Below are 21,786 nucleotides of genomic sequence, written 5' to 3'. Positions count from 1 at the left end.
GCAGGCCTGGGCATGCAGCCCTTGATACGGATCAGTTCGGCCGTGTCGGCATAGATCGACGCCCTGTCCGCGTCCTTGCTTGGTGACATCGCGAGGAGGACAGGTGGATCCAGGATTTGAGGCGGACTTCCGGGAGTTCGTCATCGAGCGATCAGGGGCACTGTTCCGTACCGCGTACTTGCTGACCGGTGACCGGCACGCCGCTGAGGATTTGGTGCAGTCGGCGTTGGCGAAGACGGCGGTGAAGTGGCGCGGCCTGCGTGACCCGGCGGCCATTGAGGGTTACGTCCGCCGTGTCATGTACCACGAGCAGGTGAGCTGGTGGCGGCGCCGTTCCCGCGTCGCGGAGGTGTCCACCGAATGGCTGCCCGACCAGATCGGCGACGGGCACGCAGAGATGGCGGATCTTCGTCTGGTGATGCGCGCGGCTCTTGCCCGGCTGACGCCCCGGCAGCGGACCATGCTCGTGCTGCGTTATTTCGAAGACCTGTCCGAGACCGAGATCGCGCGGCTGCTCGGTGTGCGGGTCGGGTCGGTGCGCAGCCAGATCTACCGGTCGCTGGAACGTCTGAAGAAGGCCGCACCTGAATTGAGCGCCGTGAGGGAGTTCGGATGAACATCGAGGATCTGCTGCGCGAGACCCTTTCCGACATGGCCCACGAGGAGCAGCCGCCCCCGCCTGGCCGGTTCTTACATGTCAACCGGAGCCGACCCCGTCGCCGCAGTCTCGCCCTGGCGGCGGCGGCAGCCGTCACCGTGATGGCGGTCGGATCCACGCTCGTGGTCCAGGGGCTGTCCTCTCAGGCGGCGGTCCCCAAGGACTTCGCCGAGCAGGGCTCTGGCGAGGCGCTTGTGGAGACCGGACAGGGACAGACTGCCCTGACCGTGAGAGAAGGACTGCGGCTCTCAGATATCTTGAAGCAGCTGTCGACGGCTACCGGAAAGCCGGTAGCGGAGTTCAGGCGGGCCTCCGAGGACGGCAGGGCGCTCGGCCTTCCGGCCTACGCCAAAGGCGCTCTGGAAGGATTCGCCTTCCCCGGAACCTATGAGGTCTCGCCCACATCGAGCCCCGGCGAAGTTCTCGCCGCGATGGTGACACGCTTCAATCGCGCCGCCGAGGACGGCAACCTGGTGGACGGCGCCAGGCGTATCGGCCGTACGCCAATGGAGATCATGATCATCGCCAGCATCGTCCAGGCCGAGTCGACCGACAAGCGCGACATGCCTAAGATCGCGCGGGTCATCTACAACCGGCTGAACCACACGCCCGAGATGAAGCTGCAGTTGGACAGTCCGCTCCTGTACGGCCTGAACAAGTACGGAATCAGCGCCTCGTTCGAGGATCTCAAGAGCCGGTCGCGGTACAACACCTACACGCGCCTCGGCCTGCCGCCCGGTCCCATCTGCAACCCGGGTGACGACGCCATCGAGGCCGCCCTGAAGCCGGCCGCCGGCCGCTGGCTGTTCTTCGTGGAGACCGACCCGAAGAAGGGCGTCACGAAGTTCGCCGCCTCCGAATCCGAGTTCCTCAAGCTGAAGGAGGAGGCCGACAAGAACCGCCGAGCCAGGTGATGGAGCGGCGCGTCGCTCGTTAAGAGAATGCCGCCGGGGTCTAGAGGGCGTCCGGCACCTGATCGTTCGAGGCGAGGGCGGTGACGGCGAGTTGGGCGGCGAAGGTTTCCTTCAGCAGGGTCTGTAGGTCTTCGCGCAGGTCGCCGGTGTCGGGGGTGGGCAGGCGGGCCACCTTCAAGCGGCGGTATCGGCCGCGTAGGGGGTCAGCGGCGGGGATTGGTGCGGCGGGTGGCGACCGCCGAAAGGGGGTCCTCGGGCCAGGGGTGCTTGGGATAGCGGCCACGCAGCTCGGCCCGGACAGCGCGATAGCCCTCGCGCCAGAAGGAGGCCAGGTCGGCGGTGACGGCCGCCGGACGGCCCGCGGGGGAGAGCAGGTGGATGACCAGGGGGACCCCGGCGACGCGCGGGGCCTCGTCCCAGCCGAACAGTTCCTGCAGCTTGACGGCCAGGACCGGCTGGTCGCCCGAGTAGTCGATCTTGATTCGCGACCCGCTGGGGACCTCGATCCGCTCGGGAGCCACGTCCGCCAGGCGGGCGCTCCACGGGACCAGGCGATGCAGGGCGGAGATCACGTCAAGGCGTTCCAGGTCGGATCGGCGCCGGGCGCGGGACAACTCGGGCTCCAGCCACAGATCGGCGTCGTCGATCAGGGTGTCGTCGTCCATCGCGTGCCACGGGTCACCGAGCGTCCGATGACAGAAGGCCAGGCGTTCGCGAAGGGCCACGGCCTCGGGGGTCCAGCGCAGGATCGCCAGGCCTTCGGCGCGCAGGCCGTACAGGATGGCGGGTTTGACATCGGCGTCGCGCAACGGGGCCGAGGACAGCTCGATGGCGCCGAGGCGTTCCACCCGGCGTGCCGAGACGTCTCCCTGCCTGCCGCCGGGCGGGACGTGCCACACGACCTCGTCGTCGACCCTGTATAGGGAGGCGGCGGCGATCCTGGCGATTTCCTCGTCGATGACGACGGCCTGCCTGATCCGGGCGGAGGCGGCCCCGGCGGGCCGGTCCGCGACCGCGACGGCCAGCCACTCCGCCGTGCCGAGCCGCGACCCGCGGGGCAGCTCGGCGGCCGTTCCCGAGGCCATCAGATATGCCCCGCCCCGCAGCCGCGCGACCCGCTCAGGGTAGGCGAGTGCCACCACCAGCCCGGCCACGGCATCGTCGCCCGGCTCCGTTTCCAGCCTCCGCCCGGTCTGGGCGGAAGTCCGCTCCGGTCGCGGGCTCTGGCCGGTCCGGGACAGGCGTCTGGCCTCCTGCCGCCATCGGGCGGAGAAGCCGCCATCGCCGCGCCGGGCGGAGCGCCAGACCGCGACCAGGTCGTCGCCCGCGTCCCTGGGAAGTTGCTCGGACAGCAGCGCCACCACTTCGGCGGCCTGGGGGCCGGCGTCGATCAGGGCTCGGGCCAGGCGGGGGTGGACTCCGGCTCCGGCCATCTGCCGGCCTCGGGAGGTGGCCCGGCCGTCGGCGCCCAGGGCGCCCAGGGCGTGCAGGGTCCGCCGGGCGGCGTCCATCGCGGCGGACGGGGGCGGGTCGAGAAGCGCCAGGCCGGTGGCGGCGGGGTCACCCCAGCAGGCGGCCTGGAGGGCGAAGCCGGTCAGGTCGGCAAGGGCGATCTCGGGCCGGGCGTGGTCGGGGAGACGGTCGTGCTCGGCCTGGGACCAGCATCGATACACCACGCCCGGCGCCTGGCGGCCCGCTCGCCCGGCACGCTGGGTGGCGGTGGCCTTGGACGCGCGGACGGTGGTGAGGGAGCCGAGGCCACGGGCGTGGTCGGTGCGGGGTTCGCGGGCCAGTCCCGAGTCGACCACGATCCGGACGCCGGGGACGGTCAGGCTCGACTCGGCGACCGATGTGGCGAGCACGACCCGCCGCCTCTCGCCGGGCGAGAGCACGGCGTCCTGGACGTGGGCCGGGGCCTGGCCGTGGATCTGGAGGACGTCGACGTCGTGGAGCATCCCGGCCACCCTGCCGATCTCGCCGACTCCCGGCAGGAAGCACAGGACGTCCCCCGCGTGCTCGGCCAGCGCGCGCCGTACGACATCGGCGATGTGGGAGAGGAACGCGGGGTCCACCCGGAGGCCGTGCGGAGGCGTCACCGGCCTGGTGGGAGGCACCCATATGGGCGTGACCGGATGCATGGAGCCGGAGGCGTGCACGACGGGCGCCGTGGGCGCGGCCGCCGGTGAGTGATCGCCGGGTGCGCCGGAACCGAGCAGCCGGGCCCAGGGGACGGCGTCGGCGGTGGCTGAGGTGGCGATGAGCCGCAGGTCGGGGCGGAGGGTGGCACGGACGTCGAGGAGGAAGGCGAGGGCGGTGTCGGCGTCCAGGTGGCGTTCGTGGCACTCGTCCAGCAGGATCACGTCCACGCCGCCCAGCTCGGGGTCGCGCTGAAGCCGCTGGAGCAGGACTCCGGTCGTGACGACCTCGACGAGGGTGCCCGCGCTGACGTCGCGCTCGCCGCGGATCGAGAACCCGACCTCCGCGCCCACCTTCGACTCCAGCAGCCACGCCATCCGGCGCGCCGCCGCTCGCACCGCCATCCGGCGGGGCTCGGCCACGATCACCCGCCTTGGAGCCGAGCCGTCGAGGAGCCCGGCGAGCGCGAGCGGGACGAGCGTGGTCTTACCCGTGCCGGGAGGCGCGGTGAGTACGGCGACGCCATGCTCGTCCAGAGCCGTGAGCAGCTCGGGCAGAACGTGGCGGACGGGAAGGCCGGACCAGTCGGAACGCACCCGGCCAGTCTCCCCGAGAGCGGGGCCTTGGACGGAACGGGGGCCGGGTTTCGTGCTGTTTCGTGCTGCTCTGCGTGGTTCCATCGGTTTTCTCGTACGGCTTCGCGAGGCGAAGGCACCGGGAAGCCGGGCCGGTGGTCCTGGGGAACGCAGCTTCGCACGGCAGGTGGGCCGGTGGCCCGGGTGAAACGAAGTCTCGTGAGGGCGGCGCGGGGGCGTCAGCGGTCCGCGGAGGACGTGACGCCGGTGAGGACGACGTCGAGGAGCCCGGGGAACCGGCTGTCGAGGTCGTCGCGGCGGAGGCTCATGTGTTTGGTCCGGCCCTCCTGGCGGGTGGTGGTGATGCCCGCTTCGCGCAGGATCCGGTAGTGGTACGACATCGTCGACTTGTGAACCCCGATCGATTCGCCCACCTGCGCGCACGTGTGCTCGCCCTCGTTCGCGAGCCGGATGACGGCTTCCAGCCGGATGGGATCGGCCAGGGCGTGCAGGACATCGACGAGCTGGATGTCCTCCGTGGCGGGTTGTGGCAGCCGCATCGTCCGTCCCCTCGATTGATTGTTTGATATCTTTCAAACTATGGTTCAGTTTGAAGTCTATCAAACCATCTCCGGAGCTTCTGTGAATTCTCGGCTGTATCCCCTTGCTCTGGGCACGTTCGCCATCGGCACCGGGACCTTCGTCACCGCGGGTCTCGTGCTGCCGGTCTCCCGTTCTCTCGGCGTCTCCCAGGCCGCCGCGGGGCAGCTCGTGACCGTGTTCGCGGTGGCCTACGCGCTGCTGTCGCCGATCCTGGCCGCGTTCACCTCGAAGGTGTCCAGGAGGCGCGTGCTTCTCGTGGCAATGGTGGTGTTCGTCGTGGGTAACGTGCTGACCGCGCTCGCACCCACCTTTTCCCTCGTGCTCGCCACCCGCCTGCTGGCCGCGGCGGGCGCGGCCCTGTTCACCCCGACCGCCTCGGCGGTCGCGACCGCTCTCGCCCCGCCCGAACGGCGGGGGAGCGCCCTGGCGGTGGTGATGGGCGGGCTGACCGTCGCCACCGCGCTGGGAGTGCCGCTCGGCACCTGGATGGGCACCGCCCTGAGCTGGCGCGCCACCCTGTGGCTGGTCGTGGGGCTCGGCGTGCTCGCTCTGGTGGGGGTCGCCGCCGCCGTCCCGGACGTTCAACTCGGTGTCCCGGCGGGGCTGCGCGACCGGCTCGCCCCGCTCGCCGACAGGGGCGTGCTCACCATTCTGACGACCCAGGTGTTCACCTTCGCCGCGGCTTTCACGGTCTACACCTACCTGGGCGCCATGGTGGACGTCCCGCTCCCGGCCGTCCTGTGGGCCTGGGGCATCGGCGGAATCGCCGGAAACCTCTTCGGCGGGCGCCTCACCGACGCCTACGGCCCCCGAAGGATGGTCTTCCTGGGCATCGTCGGCATAACGGTCTCCGTGGCGCTCGCCCCGGTGGCCGGCCTCACCCTGCCCGCCGCCCTCGTCTGGGCCTTCCTCTGGGGCGCGCTCGGCTGGGTGATCGGGCCCTCCCAGCAGTACCGGATGGTCGCCGCGGTCGCCGACAACGTCTCGGTGGGACTCGGCCTGCTGGCCGCCACCCAGTATGTGGGCATCTTCCTGGCGGGCATGGTGGGCGGCCTGACCCTGGGGTGGTACGGCAGGGCGGGGGTCGCCCTCCTGGCGACGGCCTTCGGCGTCTTCGCCCTGCTGTTCACCCTTGCGACCTACCGGAGGCCGCCGGCCGTGTCGCGGGCGCCGCAGCCCGCGCTCAGCTCTATGCCGAGGGGTTGAGGACTCCGAAGCTCACCAGGGAGATGAGGAGGAGGCCGAGGAGGATCCGGTAGATCACGAAGCCGGTGAAGCGGTGGGTGCTGATGTACTTCAGGAACCAGGCCACCGCGGCGTAGCCGACGACGAACGAGATCACGGTGGCCAGGATCGTCGGGCCCCACTCGGGGGCCTTGCCCTCACCGATCTTGAACAGCTCCAGGAAGCCCGCGCCCAGCACCGACGGGATGGCCAGCAGGAAGGAGTACTTCGCGGCCTCCTCCCGGCGGTAGTCCAGCAGCAGACCGGCGCTGATCGTGCCGCCGGAGCGGGAGACGCCCGGGATCAGGGCGAGCGACTGGGCGAAACCGTAGATCAGGGCGTGCGTGAGGCTGAGGTGCCTGTCCAGGGTGAGCTTGTTGCGGGCGGTGCGGTCGGCGAACCACAGGATCAGGCCGAAGACGATCAGCGTCGTGCCGATCAGGCGCAGGTCGCGGAAGGCGGTCTCGATGCTGTCCTTGAAGGCCAGGCCGAGCACGACGATGGGGAGGGTGCCGACGATCACGTACCAGCCCATCTTGGCGGCCTGGTCGCTGCGGAGGGCGGGCGTCCACAGCGCCCGGACCCAGGTGGAGATGATCTCCCAGATCTCCTTGCGGAAGTAGATCACCACCGCGGCCTCGGTGCCCAGCTGGATCACCGCGGTGAACGCGGCACCCGGGTCCTCCCAGCCGAAGAGCGCCGAGATGACTCTGATGTGGGCACTGGAAGAGATCGGCAGAAACTCCGTCAACCCCTGAACGAGCCCGAGGACCACCGCTTCGAACCAGCCGATCAACTTGGGCACCTTCCATCCCAGCGCGTGTGTAACTTACGCGAGGCTAGCGGAGCGGCGAGGCCTCTGAGACCGATCGGCGTGCGCGGCACTCATGGAAGCCGGGGGAGCCGCCCGCGCCGGGCCCCGCGAACTATCGGGCGTTGATCAACGTTCAACGAGGCAAATGCCTTATGGGGGATATATGGAAGAACCGGTTGGCACGAATGCGCTGGAACGGCTGGTGGAGGCTCTCGCTTCCGGGGAGAGCGGCCTCATCATGGTCGCGCCGGAGATCGACGGAGCCGGGGGATTCGGTACCACCACGCTCGCCGCAGCGGCCTGTGCCCGGCCCGAAGTGCGCGAACAGTTCCCTGACGGGATCTTCTGGGTGACGGTCGGCTCGGATCCGCTGGACCTGATCAGTGATCACCTCATGACCATGACCGGCCTGGATGATGACGACGTCGAGCGGAACTTGTGGGAGCTCGCCGAACAGGAAGAGGAACAGACGGCGGCCGGGTATCTCACCGCGCCGGGTGACTGCCTGGTCGTGCTGGACGGCATGCCGCCAGAGGGCGCCGTGCTCGTCTTCACGGCCGCTATGCTGTTCCGGGCCAGCGTCGTGATGACCACAAGATCCGCTCACGGGTTCGTGGACGACGCGCTGCCGTTGCTGATCTCGGTGCCGCCGCTCACCCCGGACGCCGCGGAGGAGCTTCTCTCCCGAGGGGCGTACGCGCTCGATCCCGAAGCGGCCGCGCTCGGGCAGGGCTGGCCGTTGCTGCTCACGCTGATGGGCTCGCTGGGCACGGCGCCGCAGGCCCCGTTCGACCTCGCCGATCCCGAGGGCAGGGCACGGGCCGTGCACGAGGTGCTGGAGCGCGGGTTGACCAGGGTGGTGACGCCGACCAGCGTCGACCGTCTCCTGGAACTGGGCGTGTTCGCCGAGGGCCACACGATCCCGCGCGGCCTGCTGTCGGGCCTGTGGCAGGAGACGGCCGGGTTGTCCCCGATGGACACGGAACTGGTGCTGGCCGAGCTGGGCGCGATCGGCCTGCTCAGCCACGTCCCCGACCGGAACGCGGTTCTCCTGCCGGACGAGGTTCGGGCTTACGCCCGCCAGGCTCTCGGCGTCTTCGGCCTGGAGCGCGCGCACCGGGAGCTGATCTCCAGCAGCCCGCCGGACCGTGGCTGGTCCGCCGCCGATTTCTGCTACATCCTCAAGCACTTCCCCGATCATGCGGAGGCGGCGGGGGTGGATCTGGCGGACATGGTGTGCACGCCGCGGTGGCTGGCGTGGAAGCTGGGAAGATACGGCGTCGCGGAGGTGGAGCGGGACCTGGTCAGGGCGGCGACGCCGGAGGCGGAGGCGCTGCGCCTGGCCATTGCCCAGAACGCCCACGTGTTCACTGAGGCGACTCCGTGGGACATCACCCATCTCGCCACCCTCGCCGGCCGCCTGCACCACCTGCCACAGGCCAGCGCGGAGCTGCGCGAGGGGCTCGACTCCATGGGCAAACCGTGGCTGGAATGCCTGTGGACGCCGCCGGACCTGTCTCACCCCGCGCTGCGCCGCACGCTGACCGGGCACACCAAGCGCGTGACCGCGGTCGCGATCAGCCCGGACGGCGAATGGCTGGCGACGACGAGCTGGGACAGTACGGTTCGGCTCTGGAACCTCGACGGTACGAAACGCGCCGTGCTGACCGGTCACAGAGGATTGATCTCGAACGTCGCGATCGCCTCAGACGGCACGTGGCTGGCCACCGGAGACCGGGACGACGTGCGCACCTGGTCGGCGGCGGGTAAGGCCCTGGCGGTGATCGCGCATCGACGTGAGGTGGTGAGCATCGCGATCGCGCCCGGCGGCGACTGGTTGGCCTCGCTCGACGACGACGGCACGCTGAGGGCGTGGAGTGCGGAGGGGGCTCCGCTCTGGGAGGTGAAGGCGAAGGCGAAACCGGCGCGCGGCGCGAAGATCGTCATGGCGTCTGACGGGTCCTGGCTGGCCTACCTCGTCAAACACGGCATCCATGTGCACAACGCGGACGGCAGTGTGCGCTCGCGGTTCGGCGCCAAGGGCGTTCGGCACTCGGTGCTGGCCGTGCATCCCACGCGCGACCTCCTCATCACCAACAACCATCTCGTCCCTGACGACCTGCAGACCTACACCCCCGATGGGGTTCTCACGGAGGAGTTCAGCGTCGGCGACGCCCTGTCCAAGCCTTTCGCCGTCGCGCCTGACGGCACGTGGGTGGCCGGTGGGGGCGCACGCGCGGACCTGTTCGCCGCCCGCCTGGACCGCACGGGCGGCATCTACCTCGACACCCACCACGAGTCGCTCACCGACGTGGCGATCAGCCCGGACAGCGCCTGGCTGGCTACGACCAGCGAGGACGGGACGATCCGGATCTGGGACCGCGGCGAGCTGCTCCAGCCTGACGCCGAGCCGCGGCCCAGAAAGCTGGAGACCGTCGTGACGGGCGACAACGGCCTGCTGATCACCGGCGGCCAGGAGGGCCTGGTCTTCTGGGACGCGGACGGCGGCGACCCGCGCGTGTCGTTCGAGAAATCCTGGTTCCCCGCGCTCTCCGCCTCCCGCGACGGCGGCTTGGTGGTGACGGGAGACACCAAGGGCCAGATCGTGCTGCTCGACGCCGCGGGAACCGTCCACGCGAGGCTGGGCGCGCACAAAGGATGGATCTGGGGAGTCGCCGTCTCCCCCGACGGGAGGTGGTTCGCGACAAGTGGTGCAGATGACTGGCTCAAGTTCTGGTCGGCGAACGGCGACCTGCGCGCCAAGGTCCGCGTACGGAGGGGAGCAGAGCCCCTCGCCATCACGCCCGACGGGAGCAGGCTGGTCGCGGACGTCGACGGGGTGCTGCGGATGTGGACTCCGTACGGCCACGAGACCGGCCCGACACTGAAGACCGGCTACGCCCGTGGCCTGGCCATCGCCCCGGACGGTTCACGGCTGGCGATGGTCGACTACGACAAGTCGGTCCAGCAATGGACGCTGGACGGGCAGCGCCTGCCCGACTTCGAAGGCCTGGAAGCCGACACCCACAGCCTGGCCTACAGCCCGTCCGGCACCCTGCTGGCCGCGACCCACGACAGGACGCTGCGCGTGTGGGGCGTCCAGGAGGAGTCGCCGCTCGCCGAGCTCCGGCTCGCGAACACGCTGAACGCGTGCGCCTGGTCCGCCGACGGCACCCGGCTGTACGCCGTGGGAGGCGCGGGCCTGTACGGCTTCGCACTGCACCTGCCCGGCTAGCTGTTTGTTTCGTTGTCCCCTTCGCCGGCGGCTCCTGCAACGACCGCGTGAGGAGACGGGAGTCGCCGGAATTTCTGATCCCCTGTAAACCGAACCCGCCGCCTCGGCGGTAGTCATCCTCGGAGCATCACGCTGGAGGCAAGGATGACTGACTACGCGGAGTACGTCGCGCAGCGCCATGAACGGCTGCGAAGAACGGCGTATCTCCTCACCAGGGACTGGGCGATCGCCGAGGACCTGGTGCAGACGGCGCTGGCCAAGGCCTGGATCGCCTGGCGGCGGATCGACGGCGATCCCGATCCGTACGTCTACCGGATCATCGCGAACACGCACGCCTCCTGGTGGCGGCGACGCTGGCGCGGGGAGATCCCGACGGGCGAGCTGCCCGACCGGGCGGTCGCGGGGGACTTCGCCGGTGACGTCGCCAACCGCGAGGCGCTGTGGATGGCGATCGGCGCGCTGTCGGGCCGTCAGCGAGCGGTGGTCGTCCTGCACTACTTCGAGGAGATGACCCTCGCCCAGGTGGCCGACGTGCTCGGGTGCTCGCTGGGGACGGTGAAGGGCCAGCTCGGCAGGGCTCTCACCCGGTTACGAGTTGATCAGGGGATCCAGATGATGACGGGAGCGGAGCGATGATTCACACCGAGCACGATCTGAGGGAACTTCTCGCGGAGCGCAGCACGGACGGCAGCGGGGGCGCCGCCCAGCTGGAGTCGATCATCGCGAAGGGGCGCAGAATCCGGCGGCGGAGGATGGGCGCGCTCATGGCCGCGGCGGTCGCGGCGGTCGCCGCGGTGGTGCCGGTCGTCATGGCGCTGTCGCCCGGAGGGAAGTCGCCGAGCGTGGCCGTCGCCGCCGAGCCCACCGCTCTTCTTCCCACCACCCCTCTTCCGGCCGCCACCCCCGAGTCCGGTAAGGATCTGCCCGCTTCCCTCAAGGGCATGGGGAAAAGGCTGAAGCTCATCCAGGCCTACAGGTCGGAGACGATGGGGCTCGGCTACACGGTGAAATTCAAGCCGACCAGCCGCTTCACCGGATACCGCGTCACCTGCGACGATCCTAAGGCGTGGGTGTTGATGACCTATAGGAGGGCGAGATATGCGGAGACCAAGTCGATCACCACGTGCGGCCGGCTTCCCGGATTGACCTCGCAGAGCAGCGAGGAGTCGACTCCCGCCAACTGGACCCAGAAGGAGCAGAGCATCGTCATCCGGGTGTTGCCCTCCGACGCGCCCATCATCGACATCTCGGAGAGCCAGCGCAAAGGGTGCGAGGTGTTCGGCAAGAAGAAGAAGCACATGTGCGACGGGAAATACATCGTGACCGCCCTCTTGGATCCGAAGGTCGCCGATCGCCTGGCCGCGAAGATAGGCACCAAGCCGGGGCGATGGGCGGTCGGCGTGTACGACCAGGACAAGTCCTGATCCTGTGACGAGTACGGCTCCCGCGAACAGGGGCGGGAGCCGTACTCGCGACTATCGGGTGATCTTGACGTCGTCGATTCCGGCCTCGACCAGGGAGGCGCCGGAGGCGTCGGCGGCCTCGATCAGGATCCGGACGGTCTGCCCGGCGAAGGCGGAGATGTCGACGTCGGCCGTGGCCCAGGCGCCGTTGCGGTTGGTGGCCGCGCCGAGCTGCTGGAACACCTGGGAGCTGGTCGAGCCGACGACCCGGACCCGCAGGAAGTCGGCGCTGGAGGCGTTGGAGCCGTGGGCGAGATACCAGGAGAAGCCCAGTCTCAGCGTGCCGCCGGAGGGCAGGGTGACGGCCGGGGATTGGATGCTGGTGGTGCCGCCGTCGATGTCATGGTCTCCGGCGGAGGCGCCGGCCAGTCGTCCGGTGACCAGGTCGTTGGTGCCGCTGACCGTGGTGCCGAGCTGCTTGGCGCCGCTGGAGGTGGTGGCCTCGGGGTCACCGCGTTCCCACTGGCCGGTGGTGGCGGTGTCGGTGCCGCCGGGGTTGGCGGTCCAGCCGGTCGCCGTCTCGAAGGTGTCCTGCCAGACGACCACGGGCGGGACGGCCGTGGCGATCGTCCACACGGAGTAGGCGATCGCGTCGGCGTTGCGGTCCAGCGCGGTGTCGTTGATGTTCGACGCGGTGTCGCAGGACCGGTGATAGCAGGAGTCGAACGCCTGGCCCGCCGTACCGCCCCACAGCGCGGCCTGGGCGCTGGACTTGATGCCCTCGGCGCCGGTGAAGGTGCCGCCGGCGGGGATGCCGACGCTGATGAACGGGCCGTAGTCGGAGCGGCCGTCGAAGTCGGTTCCCCGGGTGGGCACGCCGATCGAGGTGAAGTAGGCCTGGAGCGTCGCCTCCAGCTGGGCGGAGCCCGCCGGGCCGGGGCCCGAGCCGACGCCGTCGGAGTTGTCGCCGTCGTAGACGAAATAGCCGGGGTTGGGCGAGCCGACCATGTCGAAGTTCAGGTAGGCCTTGACCTTGGCGCGTTCGGCGGCCGGGAGGTTGTTGACGTAGAACTGCGAGCCGCGCAGGCCGAGTTCCTCGGCACCCCACCAGGCGAAGCGGAGGTGCTTGGTGGGCGCCAGGGCCTGGCGGGATACCTCGAGCGCGGTCTCCAGGATGGTGGCGCTGCCGGAGCCGTTGTCGTTGATGCCCGGTCCCGCGGTCACGCTGTCCAGGTGGGCGCCGACCATGAGGATGTCGTTCGGGTCGCCGCCCGGCCAGTCGGCGATGACGTTGTAGCCGGTCGCGCCGTTGTAGGTGAACGACTGCAGGGTGGTGGTGAACCCGGCGCCGTCGAGCAGGCCCTTGACGTAGTTCGCCGAGGCGAGATAGCCGGGGCGGCCGTGGGCGCGGTTGCCGCCGTTGGCGGTGGCGATGGACTGGAGCTGGGAGAGGTGCGCCTTCACGTTGGTCAGCGAGATGTCCGGCGGGGCGGCGGCCGACGCGGTGGCCGCGGTCGGTGCGGTGAGTGCCAGGGGGATGGCGAGGATCGCCGCCATCCCGATGGTCCGCAGGTTGCGCATCATGCTCCTCGGGTCGAAGGGTGTGGGAGTCCCCGAGCGGCGCGCACCGGCAGCGGTGCGCGCCGTACAGCGTGGTGGTGCGCTTGATGAGGGCGTGGATCTCCGCCCTAGGGATGCGTCCCGTGGATCTCTGTCCTACCACGTGAAACCATCTAGATCACGGATCGTGACGGAGAGTCCCACGGGACACTTTTCAGCTGGCCGCGCCCTTGGACGCCCGCGCGAAGGTCGCGGCGGACTTCAGGGCGGCGGCGCTCCGGGTGGCGTTCCGATCGGGAATGGTGGACAGGTCGTAGGCGTAGAAAGCGGTCGAGTAGCCGATGGCCCTGGCGTTGCGGTCGAGCGCGGCGGCGTTGATGTTGCCGATACCGTCGCAGGCCGAGTGGTAGCAGGGGTCGTAGGCGGCGCCCGCCGTACCGCCGAACGTGGCGGCCTCCTCGGCGGTCTTGATGCCTTCGGCGCCGGTGAAGATGCCACCGGACGGGATGCCGGTCGCGATGAACGGGCCGTAGTCGGAGCGGCCGTCGAAGTCGGTGCCCTTGAAGCTCAGGCCGCGCTTGCCGTAGAACTTCTCCAGGAGCTTCTCGATCTCGGCGGAACCGGCCGGGCCGGGACCGGCGCCCTCGGCGTCGGAGTCGTCACCGTCGTAGAGGAAGGTGACGTCGTTCGGCGAGGCCACCATGTCGAAGTTGAGATAGAGCCGGATCTTGTCCCGCTCGGCCTGCGACAGGCCCGCGACATACTGCTCGGAGCCGACCAGGCCCAGTTCCTCGGCCCCCCACCAGGCGAACCGCACCTTGTTCTTGGTGGGCAGGTGAGCCATCCTCAGCGCGGTCTCCAGGATGGCGGCGCTGCCGGAGCCGTTGTCGTTGATACCGGGGCCTTCGGGGACGCTGTCCAGGTGGGCGCCGACCATCACGATCTCGTCGCGCTTGCCCCACCGGGAGTCGGCGATGAGGTTCTTGGTCTGGCCGACCGTCGTCTTCGCGTCCACCTTCAGGTGGACGGTCGTGCCCGGGGTGTCGGCCAGGTCGAGGCCGACGGCGGTGCTGGCGAAGACGATCGGGAAGCCGAAGCGCCACTCGCGGATGTCGAACTGGAACGGCTCGGTACGGCCCGGCTGCCCTTCGTTGAAGAAGATCACACCGGCCGCGCCCGCGGCCTTGGCGTTCGTCGCCTTGTCGACGAACGGGCAGGTGCCGCGCTGGATGAGGGCGATCCGCCCGGGCACGAACCCGGCGAAGTCGGCGGCCTCACAGCCCGCGGTGGAGGTGTTGGGGGTGCCGGGCACCGGGATGACCGCGTCGACGACCTGGATCTGCGCGGTGACGTCTCCGGGGCTGGAGGAGATCACCGTCACGAAGTCGGCGGGGTTGGTGTAGGTCTTGGCCTCCGGGGTGACCTGCTGCAGTACCGAGGGGGAGAACTCCTCCCACCTGAGGGGATACTCCACGTCGGTGGTGGAGACCTGGTAACCGGCCTGCCGCAGCTTGTCCTTCACGTAGGCCAGAGAGGCGTCGTATCCCGGCGTGCCCACGGCGCGGGTGCCACCGTTGGCGGCGGCGATCTCCTGGAACTTGTCGAGGTGCTTCTTGACGTTCTTGCCCTTGACCGTGCCAGACAGGGCACCGGCCAGGGCGTCGGAGACACCGGTCGTGGTGGCTCCCGCCGGTGGGGTGAAGGCGAACGGAAGGGAAACGGCCGCGGCGAGGGCGACGGTTCGGACCATGCCGCGTCGTAAATTCAGGCGCATCGCGCTCCTTTGGAGGTGGAACTTGGGAGTCCCCATTCGGTACTAAGGCGGAACGTACCGTGATCAATCACCTTCGCCTAGACCCGTTGCAGCAGAGTCGCGCGGAACGGTGACCGAGAATGTGACGGCATCCAACCCTGCCAGGGTTTTCTCAGGACGACCGGGGAAACCCTGTCAGGGTTTTCTCAGGGATGACCGGGGAACGGGGTTGCCTTCGCCCTTCGTTCAACCGGGTGAAGAAGAACGATTCGGGGAGGCACAATGCACCGCTCGAGAAACCACAAAATAATCGCCGGAGTCTGCGGCGGGATCGCGGAGAGCCTCGGCTGGTCGCCCACGGTCGTCCGGGTGCTGTGGCTGCTGCTGTCTCTCATCCCGGGACCGCTGTGGGTCGTCTACGTGCTCATGTGGATCCTCATCCCCAAGGCGCCCGCAGTCCGCTACTGAAAATAAGCTGGGGGGCATGAGGCAACGCCCCCTGTCGCTGATCCAGGACGACCTGGTGGACTACGAGAAAGCCATGGAGCGGATGACCGACCTGGTCGGTCAACGGCAGCGCGACGAGCGCCCCGACACGCTCTGGCTCCTGAGCCATCCGCAGGTCTACACCGTCGGCAGGCGCACGCTGGAGCAGCACCTGCCCGACCCGTCCCACGGCATCCCGGTCGTGAGCACGGGGCGCGGCGGGCAGCTCACCTACCACGGCCCTGGCCAGCTGGTCGGATATCTGATCGTCAAGCTCGACGAGAGCGAGGGGATCGTCGACTACGTCCGCGAGGTCGAACTGCGGCTCGTCCGCGCGCTCGACGCGCTCGGCGTCCCGGCCGAGCGCCGCGACACCCCACCGGGCTCGGAACTGCTCACGGGCGTGTGGACGATGAAGACCGGCCGGAAGATCGTTTCGATCGGCATGCGGCAGAGCCGCGGCGTGACCAGCCACGGCTTCGCCCTCAACGTCGACGGCGACCTGACCCCGTGGAACTGGGCGGTGCCCTGCGGCATGCCCGAGGTCGACATGACCTCGCTGAACCGGGAGACCCCCGGCACCGCCGGCATGGACCGGGTCCGGGCGGCGGTGACGGAGGCCTTCGAGGCGAGCTGATCGGCCGGTCTCCGGAGCCGGCCCACGAGGCCGATCTCCGGGACCGGGCGATCACCCGGTTTCCGGGGTCGGCCGTCGAGGCGGGCGGGTCAGCCGACCGATTCCACCTCCGACTCCTCGACCGTACGGCGCGGCCCGCTGAACCAGTGCCGGGCCGACAGCGCCCACCACAGGCCCACGCCGAGAACCATCACGCCGAGCACGATGGGCGCGTAGTTGACCGCGGTCCAGGTGAACGTCTCGTCTCCCGGCGTGGCGGGGTTGTCCTTGTTGAAGGGCACGCCCGCCGGGGCCAGCGGCATGACGAAGTAGATCGAGACCACGACGATCTCGATGAGGGCGATCCAGCCCATGACCTTGTACTTCGAGCCCAGCGTCCACGGGCCGGGCTGGAAGCGGTCACCCATCTTCAGGCGGAGCCAGATCGGGATGGCGAAGGCGATGTAGAGGCCGATGACCGCGACCGAGACCACCGCGTAGAACGCCAGCGGCGTGCCGGTCGGAGCCTTGTAGAGGGCGGGAAGGGTCAGGATGAGCGCCGCGACGGAGCCGAAGATGATCGCGTTGACCGGGGTGCGGTTCTTGTCCACCTTGGACCAGAGCCGCCAGCCGGGGATGCCGCCGTCCCGGGAGAACGCGTAGGTCATCCTGGACATCGAGGTCACGCAGCTCATGCCGCAGAAGAACTGCCCGATCGTGGAGATGCCGAAGACCACCGTGGCCATGACCGGAGTGAGCGACGAGGTGAAGATGGCCCCCACAAAGCCGAACTCCTTGTTGACCGCGTCGACGTCGCTGGCCGCGAAGAGGAAGGCCAGCAGCAGGACCCAGCCGCCGATCGCGGAGTAGAAGATCGACTGCCAGAGCCCGCGGGCCGCGGTCGTCGAGGCGCCCTGCGTCTCCTCCGAGACGTGCGCGCAGGCGTCGAAACCGGTGATCGTGTACTGGGTCAGCAGGAAGCCCAGCGGCAGCACGTAGATCCAGAACGAGCCGTCGGAGAAGCCGGAGTTGTTGAAGGTCTCGGTGAACACGAACGACAGCGACTGGTGCTTCTCCGGTCCGAAGATCAGGATGGCTATCACCACCGCCGCCCCGAACACGTGCCACCACACCGAGACGTTCTGCAGGACGGAGATCAGGCGGTGGCTGAAGACATTGATGAGCGCGTGCAGCACCAGGATGACCACGAACAGGATGAAGGTGTTGCCGAGGGAGACCTCGAAGCCTTCGGCGAACCGGTTGACGGTGATGTTCAGGAACGTCGCGCAGCCGTAGTCCACCGAGGCGGTCACCGCGATCAGCCCGATGAGATTGAACCACCCGGTGAACCAGCCGTGGATCGGCTTGCCCATCTTGGCGGCCCACCAGTAGATGCCACCGGCGGTCGGGTAGGCCGACACCAGTTCGGACATGCACAGACCGATGATCAAAATGAAGATCGAGATCAACGGCCAGCCCCACGTGATGGCGACGGGCCCGCCGTTGTTCCAGGCCTGGCCGAAGGTCGTGAAACAGCCGGACAGGATGGAGATGATCGAGAAGGAGATGGCGAAGTTGGAGAAGCCGCTCCAGGTCCTGGACAGCTCCTGCTTGTAACCGAGTTCGGCGAGTCTCCTCGCGTCCTCGTCCACGGGCTCTGGCTTGGTCACTCAAGCCTCCTTGGGTGTTGCGAAGGGGGGGTGAAACGTCCGGGGCGTGCTCCCCGGACGCGGTCGACGAGCCGCCCGAACCCGGAGTCGTCCAGGTCCCGTACGGCTTGCGCGAACTTGTCTGCCGCCTCGGCGTCGTAGTCGAAGTCGGCCGCCGCCTGCTCCCTCAGCAATCCGTGGTGCACGGAGAACCAGAGGGTCCAGGTGAAGTTGGACATGACCAGGTTGAGCCGGACCCTGGCGTTCAGCCTTGGGCTGTCCTCGCCGAAGTAGGCGCGGGCCAGCCGGTGGGTGAGGTCGGGGTCGTAATCGGCTTCGGCGGCGATGTCGCCCAGCTCGAAGGCCGGGTCGTTGTTCCCGGAGAGCTGGTAGTCCACGATCTTGATTTCCGTGCCGCATCGGATGAAGTTCTCCGGCAGCAGGTCGTTGTGGCAGGGCACCGTCGGCAGCGGGTCGGCGGCGAGCGCGCGCTCGATCTCCGCCACTGTTCGCAGCCGGTCCTCATAGCCGTCGGGTGTCCGCAGTCCATGGGTGCGGCACAGGGCGAGGAGTTCGTCGAGCTTGCGGAAGATGGAGAAGTCGTTGACGAACCGGGGGCCGGCGTGCAGCCGGCGGCAGGCGGCCGCGATCGGTTCGGGCAGCGTTCGCACGTCGTGCGCGTTCAGGGTGACGCCGTCCAGATACTCCAGCAGCAGGGCGCCGGGCATCCGGCGCAGGACTTGCGGGCCGACCCCGGTCTGCGCCGCGTGGAGCGTGTTGGTGATCTCCTGGTCGAGAGGGATGCCCAGACCCGCCTCCGAGACCCTCGGATCGAGCACCCGCAGCAGCCACCGCTGCCCGTCGGCCGTGTCCAGCCGGGCGATCCGGTGGCTGAGCCCACCTTTGATCGGCGTTTCGACAACAGGCTGTCCAGCCCATTTTCGGACGTCCGAGAGAGCATCCGGCATGTCGCCCTCCTTTGGCCTACCTTCATACCATTGATCTGTTTCTGCGGACAGAGGGGTTGCCGACCTGCAACTTTTCCAACTTCGCCGGAGTCCTCAGGATCGGCCGCGGAGCGGCGGATTCCGGCGCCGGGCCATACCGAAATCGCCGGGTCCCGGCTCGCGCGCCGGCCGGGCGCATTCCCCGACTCTCCATCGTCGTCGGACGCCTGGACCACATTCTGGCCTCATGTGCTAAATTTTAGCCATGCGGCCAAAAAAAGAGACGGATGGCCAGGAGGCCAGATCGTTCATCGAAGTGGCCCGGCGAGCACAGATCGTCAAGTGCGCGATCGAGGTGATCGCCGAGGTGGGATACGCGCAGGCGTCACTGGCGCTGATCGCGAAGCGGGCGGAGATCAGCAAGGGGGTGATCTCCTACCACTTCAAGGGCAAGGACGAGTTGATCCAGCAGGTGGTCGAGGAGGCTTTCACCCTCGGCGACGCGTTCGTGCGTTCCCGGATCGAGGGGCAGACGACTGCCGCGGGCATGCTCAGGGCCTACATCGAGGCGACCGTCGAGTTCTATCGCACGCACCGCACGCACATGGTCGCCCTGCTCGACATCTGGTCCGGCTATCGCCACGAGGACGGCAGGCTGAGGCTCAACGTGACCGCCAACGAGCCGGAGCTGGCCGACGTCGAGCAGATCTTCCAGTTCGGCCAGCTCACCGGAGAGTTCCGGCAGTTCTCCACCCGGGTGATGACCGTGACCGTCAAACAGGCCGTCGACGGTGTGCTCATGCAGATGGGCGTCTATCCGGATCTCGACTTCGAGTCCTACACCCAAGAGCTCGTGGAGACCTTCGAGATCGCGACACGGAAGGAGGGGTGATGGAGATCGTTCACCCTGGCTGGGAGGACGCCGGACCCGGCGGGCAGGTTCCCGGGCATCTGAGGCCGGGCGGGCGCCACGCCGGATCCGGCGGGCAGGTTCCCGGACATCCGGGATCGGGCGCCGGGTATCCGGCGCCACGTGCCGGATACCCGGCGCTCGATGGGCGGAGCACGGACGGCGGCAGGGAGCTCAAGCTCCGGCCGCCGCGGCATCCGGTGGACAGCCGGGCGGTCCGGTGGTGGACCAGCCAGGCGGCCGTGATCGTGGCTCCGCCGGTGCTGGTGCTGGTCCTGCTCGGCCTCCTGATCCCTCCGGCCCGGTTCTGGCTGCTGCTCCCGGCACTGATCATCGCGGTGCCCGGCATCGCCTACATGCTGGTGATGCCGCGCTGGCGCTTCAGGGTGCATCGGTGGGAGATCACCGACGGCGCGGTCTACGCATCCTCCGGGTGGATCTGGCAGAAGTGGCGGGTCGCGCCGATGTCGCGGATTCAGACCGTCGACACGCTTCGAGGTCCGCTCCAGCAGATCTTCGGCCTGGCCGGTGTGACCGTCACCACGGCCTCGGCGGCGGGAGCGATAAAGATCAACGGACTGGACCAGGCACTCGCCGCCGACCTCGTCGAGCGGCTCACCGCCCGGACTCAGCACACCCCCGGTGATGCCACATGAACGGGAACAGGGACACCGCCGCCGACCACGGGTATGGCGCAGGAGGTCGCGGGGGCCTTCCTGCCGGTGCCGGTGGCGCCGTCGGCGGCTGGGCTCAAGGAGATGGCCGTGGTCCGGGGAGCGGCCGGGTTCCGGTGGAAGGTCGTGGCCAGGTGGGTGATCGGGTTCAGGCGGGCGCTCACGAGCACGGTGAGACCGGTGCGGAGTGGATGCGGCTCGATCGGCGGATGCTGTGGCTGAACCTGGGCTGGCTGGCCGGGCCGCTGACGCCCATCGCGATCACGGCGCTGGTCGCCCGCGACAGGCTGAACCTCGCGACCGTCATCACCTTCGGCTCGGTCCTTGTGACCTTCGCCGTGATCACCACGATCGGCCTGCTCAAATACGCCACCACCCGCTACCGGGTCACCGGCGAGCGCGTCGAGCTCCACTCCGGACTGATCTTCCGCAGGCACCGGTCGATCCCACGTGACCGGGTGCGCAGCGTGGATCTGACGGCCAGCCCGATACACCGGGTCCTCGGTCTTGCCAAGATCAAGATCGGCACCGGTCAGAACGACGCCGAGAAGGGATTCGCCCTCGACGGGATCTCCGGAGCCGATGCCCTGCTCCTCAAGCAGGGCCTGCTCGACCGCACGGACTCCGCCGACTCCGCGATCGCGGAGCTGCGTCCGGCGTGGATCCGCTACGCCCTGCTGAGCAGCTGGTCGCTGCTGATCGGCTTCACCCCGTTCGGCATGTTCTTCCGCGCGCTGGACATGTTCGGAATCGAGCCCTCGGAGGTCGGCTTCCTCGGCGACCTGTGGACCGTGATCACCGGCACCAACCCGGTCGTGGTGGTCGTCGTCGCCCTGGGCGTCGTCCTGGCGATCGGGTTGTCCGGCACGCTCGCCCTCTACGTCGAGTGCTGGTGGAACTTCCGCCTGACCCGCGAGCCCGACGGCACCTTCCTCGTGCGGCGAGGACTGCTGACCACCCGTTCCCTGTCGCTGGAGGAGCGGCGGCTGCGCGGGGTGGAGGTGGCCGAACCGCTGCCGCTGCGCTGGGGGCGCGGCGCCAGGGTGAACGCCGTGGCCACCGGGCTCGGTGAGGACGACTCCACAGCCCTGCTGCCACCGGCCCCACGTGCGGAGGCTCACAGGATCGCGGCCGTCGTGCTGGCCGAGGACGTCTCGCCCACCCTCGACACGCTCCGCACCCACCCCCGGAGCGCGCTGCGCCGCAGGATCACCCGCGCGATCTGGTCGCCACTCGTTCTCGCGGCCCTGTTCGCCGGGCTCGCCGCGTGGCTGAGCTGGGTTCCCGGCCTGCTCTGGCTGGTCGGCCTGGCCCTGCTCCCCGTCGGGCTGCTCATGGCTCGCGACGCCTACCGCAATCTGGGTCACGGCCTGCACGGTCGCTATCTCGTGACCCGATGCGGTACGGCCCGGCGCAGGACCGTGGCGCTCGACCGCACCGCGATCATCGGGTGGACCGTCAGCCGCTCTCCCTTCCAGCGCAGGTCGGATCTGCTCACGCTGGCCGCGACCACGGCGGCGGGCAAGGGTGCTTACAAGATCAGGGACGTCTCCGTCACGCAGGGACTGGCGTTCGCGGAGGAGACGGTGCCCGGCCTGCTGGCCCCCTTCCTCCACTGACGCCTTCCTC

19 protein-coding genes are annotated in these 21,786 nt (G+C 69.1%); 11 read left to right on the top strand and 8 right to left on the bottom strand.

What is annotated here, in order from left to right:
* The first annotated feature begins 103 nt into the window (after nucleotides 1-103).
* Together ACFY2X_RS35000 and mltG are read left to right on the top strand one after the other, a co-directional pair.
* Entirely contained in the window at nucleotides 104-616 is a 513-nt protein-coding gene (locus ACFY2X_RS35000) for a SigE family RNA polymerase sigma factor (RefSeq protein WP_389947097.1), read from the top strand.
* The gene (gene mltG, locus ACFY2X_RS34995; RefSeq protein ID WP_389947095.1) at nucleotides 613-1,572 is read left to right on the top strand and encodes an endolytic transglycosylase MltG; all 960 of its coding nucleotides are present in this window, start codon (nucleotides 613-615) and stop codon (nucleotides 1,570-1,572) included. The genes ACFY2X_RS35000 and mltG overlap by 4 nt, the downstream gene beginning before the upstream one ends.
* Before the next feature lie 40 nt (nucleotides 1,573-1,612).
* Here the strand turns inward: mltG and ACFY2X_RS34990 are convergent, their stop codons facing one another.
* The 3 genes from ACFY2X_RS34990 to ACFY2X_RS34980 form a co-directional block, all read right to left on the bottom strand.
* The gene (locus ACFY2X_RS34990) at nucleotides 1,613-1,750 is read right to left on the bottom strand and encodes a hypothetical protein (protein ID WP_389947093.1); all 138 of its coding nucleotides are present in this window, start codon (nucleotides 1,748-1,750) and stop codon (nucleotides 1,613-1,615) included.
* Between the two features lie 25 nt (nucleotides 1,751-1,775).
* The gene (gene hrpB, locus ACFY2X_RS34985; RefSeq protein WP_389947091.1) at nucleotides 1,776-4,304 is read right to left on the bottom strand and encodes an ATP-dependent helicase HrpB; all 2,529 of its coding nucleotides are present in this window, start codon (nucleotides 4,302-4,304) and stop codon (nucleotides 1,776-1,778) included.
* Nucleotides 4,305-4,522: 218 nt separating this feature from the next.
* Nucleotides 4,523-4,843, bottom strand: coding sequence for an ArsR/SmtB family transcription factor (locus ACFY2X_RS34980; RefSeq protein ID WP_389947089.1), 321 nt, complete (start codon nucleotides 4,841-4,843; stop codon nucleotides 4,523-4,525).
* Between the two features lie 82 nt (nucleotides 4,844-4,925).
* On the opposite strand from ACFY2X_RS34980, the gene ACFY2X_RS34975 reads away from it, so the two are divergent.
* Nucleotides 4,926-6,092, top strand: a complete 1,167-nt coding sequence (locus ACFY2X_RS34975; protein WP_389947087.1) for an MFS transporter — start codon at nucleotides 4,926-4,928, stop codon at nucleotides 6,090-6,092.
* On the opposite strand, the gene ACFY2X_RS34970 is transcribed toward ACFY2X_RS34975, so the two are convergent.
* Complete coding sequence (locus ACFY2X_RS34970; protein ID WP_389947086.1) at nucleotides 6,076-6,915, bottom strand: undecaprenyl-diphosphate phosphatase; 840 nt, start codon at nucleotides 6,913-6,915, stop codon at nucleotides 6,076-6,078. The genes ACFY2X_RS34975 and ACFY2X_RS34970 overlap by 17 nt on opposite strands.
* A 172-nt stretch (nucleotides 6,916-7,087) precedes the next feature.
* On the opposite strand from ACFY2X_RS34970, the gene ACFY2X_RS34965 reads away from it, so the two are divergent.
* The 3 genes from ACFY2X_RS34965 to ACFY2X_RS34955 all read left to right on the top strand — a co-directional run bounded on the left by ACFY2X_RS34965 (nucleotide 7,088) and on the right by ACFY2X_RS34955 (nucleotide 11,583).
* On the top strand, nucleotides 7,088-10,159 hold the full coding sequence (locus tag ACFY2X_RS34965) for a WD40 repeat domain-containing protein (protein ID WP_389947084.1): 3,072 nt from the start codon (nucleotides 7,088-7,090) through the stop codon (nucleotides 10,157-10,159).
* A 144-nt stretch (nucleotides 10,160-10,303) separates the two neighbouring features.
* The gene (locus tag ACFY2X_RS34960; protein WP_389947082.1) at nucleotides 10,304-10,795 is read left to right on the top strand and encodes a SigE family RNA polymerase sigma factor; all 492 of its coding nucleotides are present in this window, start codon (nucleotides 10,304-10,306) and stop codon (nucleotides 10,793-10,795) included.
* Nucleotides 10,792-11,583 carry a hypothetical protein gene (locus ACFY2X_RS34955; RefSeq protein ID WP_389947080.1) on the top strand — a complete coding sequence of 264 codons (792 nt, stop codon included), beginning with the start codon at nucleotides 10,792-10,794 and terminating at the stop codon, nucleotides 11,581-11,583. The genes ACFY2X_RS34960 and ACFY2X_RS34955 overlap by 4 nt, the downstream gene beginning before the upstream one ends.
* Before the next feature lie 51 nt (nucleotides 11,584-11,634).
* Here the strand turns inward: ACFY2X_RS34955 and ACFY2X_RS34950 are convergent, their stop codons facing one another.
* Both ACFY2X_RS34950 and ACFY2X_RS34945 read right to left on the bottom strand, forming a co-directional pair.
* Nucleotides 11,635-13,143, bottom strand: a complete 1,509-nt coding sequence (locus tag ACFY2X_RS34950) for a M28 family peptidase (RefSeq protein ID WP_389947079.1) — start codon at nucleotides 13,141-13,143, stop codon at nucleotides 11,635-11,637.
* A gap of 193 nt (nucleotides 13,144-13,336) precedes the next feature.
* Entirely contained in the window at nucleotides 13,337-14,896 is a 1,560-nt protein-coding gene (locus ACFY2X_RS34945; protein WP_389947077.1) for a M28 family metallopeptidase, read from the bottom strand.
* A gap of 261 nt (nucleotides 14,897-15,157) precedes the next feature.
* Here ACFY2X_RS34945 and ACFY2X_RS34940 point away from each other — a divergent pair, with 261 nt between their 5' ends.
* Nucleotides 15,158-15,343 (top strand): PspC domain-containing protein, encoded by a 186-nt coding sequence (locus ACFY2X_RS34940; protein ID WP_389947076.1) that lies wholly within the window; start codon nucleotides 15,158-15,160, stop codon nucleotides 15,341-15,343.
* A gap of 16 nt (nucleotides 15,344-15,359) precedes the next feature.
* Nucleotides 15,360-15,998 carry a lipoyl(octanoyl) transferase LipB gene (gene lipB / locus ACFY2X_RS34935; protein ID WP_389947074.1) on the top strand — a complete coding sequence of 213 codons (639 nt, stop codon included), beginning with the start codon at nucleotides 15,360-15,362 and terminating at the stop codon, nucleotides 15,996-15,998.
* 89 nt (nucleotides 15,999-16,087) lie between these two features.
* Here lipB and ACFY2X_RS34930 read toward each other — a convergent pair whose 3' ends face one another.
* Together ACFY2X_RS34930 and ACFY2X_RS34925 are read right to left on the bottom strand one after the other, a co-directional pair.
* On the bottom strand, nucleotides 16,088-17,647 hold the full coding sequence (locus tag ACFY2X_RS34930) for an amino acid permease (RefSeq protein ID WP_389947073.1): 1,560 nt from the start codon (nucleotides 17,645-17,647) through the stop codon (nucleotides 16,088-16,090).
* The gene (locus tag ACFY2X_RS34925; RefSeq protein ID WP_389947071.1) at nucleotides 17,644-18,594 is read right to left on the bottom strand and encodes a phosphotransferase; all 951 of its coding nucleotides are present in this window, start codon (nucleotides 18,592-18,594) and stop codon (nucleotides 17,644-17,646) included. Before ACFY2X_RS34925 ends, ACFY2X_RS34930 begins: the two co-directional genes overlap by 4 nt.
* 244 nt (nucleotides 18,595-18,838) lie before the next feature.
* On the opposite strand from ACFY2X_RS34925, the gene ACFY2X_RS34920 reads away from it, so the two are divergent.
* The 3 genes from ACFY2X_RS34920 to ACFY2X_RS34910 all read left to right on the top strand — a co-directional run bounded on the left by ACFY2X_RS34920 (nucleotide 18,839) and on the right by ACFY2X_RS34910 (nucleotide 21,776).
* A complete protein-coding gene (locus ACFY2X_RS34920; protein ID WP_389947069.1) occupies nucleotides 18,839-19,465 on the top strand; it encodes a TetR family transcriptional regulator in 627 nt (208 codons plus the stop codon).
* A 218-nt stretch (nucleotides 19,466-19,683) separates the two neighbouring features.
* Nucleotides 19,684-20,139 carry a PH domain-containing protein gene (locus ACFY2X_RS34915; RefSeq protein ID WP_389947118.1) on the top strand — a complete coding sequence of 152 codons (456 nt, stop codon included), beginning with the start codon at nucleotides 19,684-19,686 and terminating at the stop codon, nucleotides 20,137-20,139.
* A gap of 152 nt (nucleotides 20,140-20,291) precedes the next feature.
* Nucleotides 20,292-21,776 (top strand): PH domain-containing protein, encoded by a 1,485-nt coding sequence (locus ACFY2X_RS34910; RefSeq protein ID WP_389947067.1) that lies wholly within the window; start codon nucleotides 20,292-20,294, stop codon nucleotides 21,774-21,776.
* Nucleotides 21,777-21,786 lie beyond the last annotated feature (10 nt).

This window comes from Streptosporangium sp. NPDC000396, assembly GCF_042898655.1.
Classification (GTDB): domain Bacteria; phylum Actinomycetota; class Actinomycetes; order Streptosporangiales; family Streptosporangiaceae; genus Streptosporangium.
The sequence above is the reverse complement of the archived record's forward strand: the minus strand, read 5'-3'. Positions and strand labels throughout refer to the sequence as shown.

Bases quoted from the DNA above. Each gene is read 5' to 3' on its own strand.
- mltG (WP_389947095.1), top strand. From the start codon at position 613: ATGAACATCGAGGATCTGCTGCGCGAGACCCTTTCCGACATGGCCCAC.
- ACFY2X_RS34980 (WP_389947089.1), bottom strand. From the start codon at position 4,843: ATGCGGCTGCCACAACCCGCCACGGAGGACATCCAGCTCGTCGATGTC.
- ACFY2X_RS34965 (WP_389947084.1), top strand. From the start codon at position 7,088: ATGGAAGAACCGGTTGGCACGAATGCGCTGGAACGGCTGGTGGAGGCT.
- ACFY2X_RS34960 (WP_389947082.1), top strand. From the start codon at position 10,304: ATGACTGACTACGCGGAGTACGTCGCGCAGCGCCATGAACGGCTGCGA.
- ACFY2X_RS34955 (WP_389947080.1), top strand. From the start codon at position 10,792: ATGATTCACACCGAGCACGATCTGAGGGAACTTCTCGCGGAGCGCAGC.
- ACFY2X_RS34950 (WP_389947079.1), bottom strand. From the start codon at position 13,143: ATGCGCAACCTGCGGACCATCGGGATGGCGGCGATCCTCGCCATCCCC.
- ACFY2X_RS34945 (WP_389947077.1), bottom strand. From the start codon at position 14,896: ATGCGCCTGAATTTACGACGCGGCATGGTCCGAACCGTCGCCCTCGCC.
- ACFY2X_RS34940 (WP_389947076.1), top strand. From the start codon at position 15,158: ATGCACCGCTCGAGAAACCACAAAATAATCGCCGGAGTCTGCGGCGGG.
- lipB (WP_389947074.1), top strand. From the start codon at position 15,360: ATGAGGCAACGCCCCCTGTCGCTGATCCAGGACGACCTGGTGGACTAC.
- ACFY2X_RS34925 (WP_389947071.1), bottom strand. From the start codon at position 18,594: ATGCCGGATGCTCTCTCGGACGTCCGAAAATGGGCTGGACAGCCTGTT.
- ACFY2X_RS34920 (WP_389947069.1), top strand. From the start codon at position 18,839: ATGCGGCCAAAAAAAGAGACGGATGGCCAGGAGGCCAGATCGTTCATC.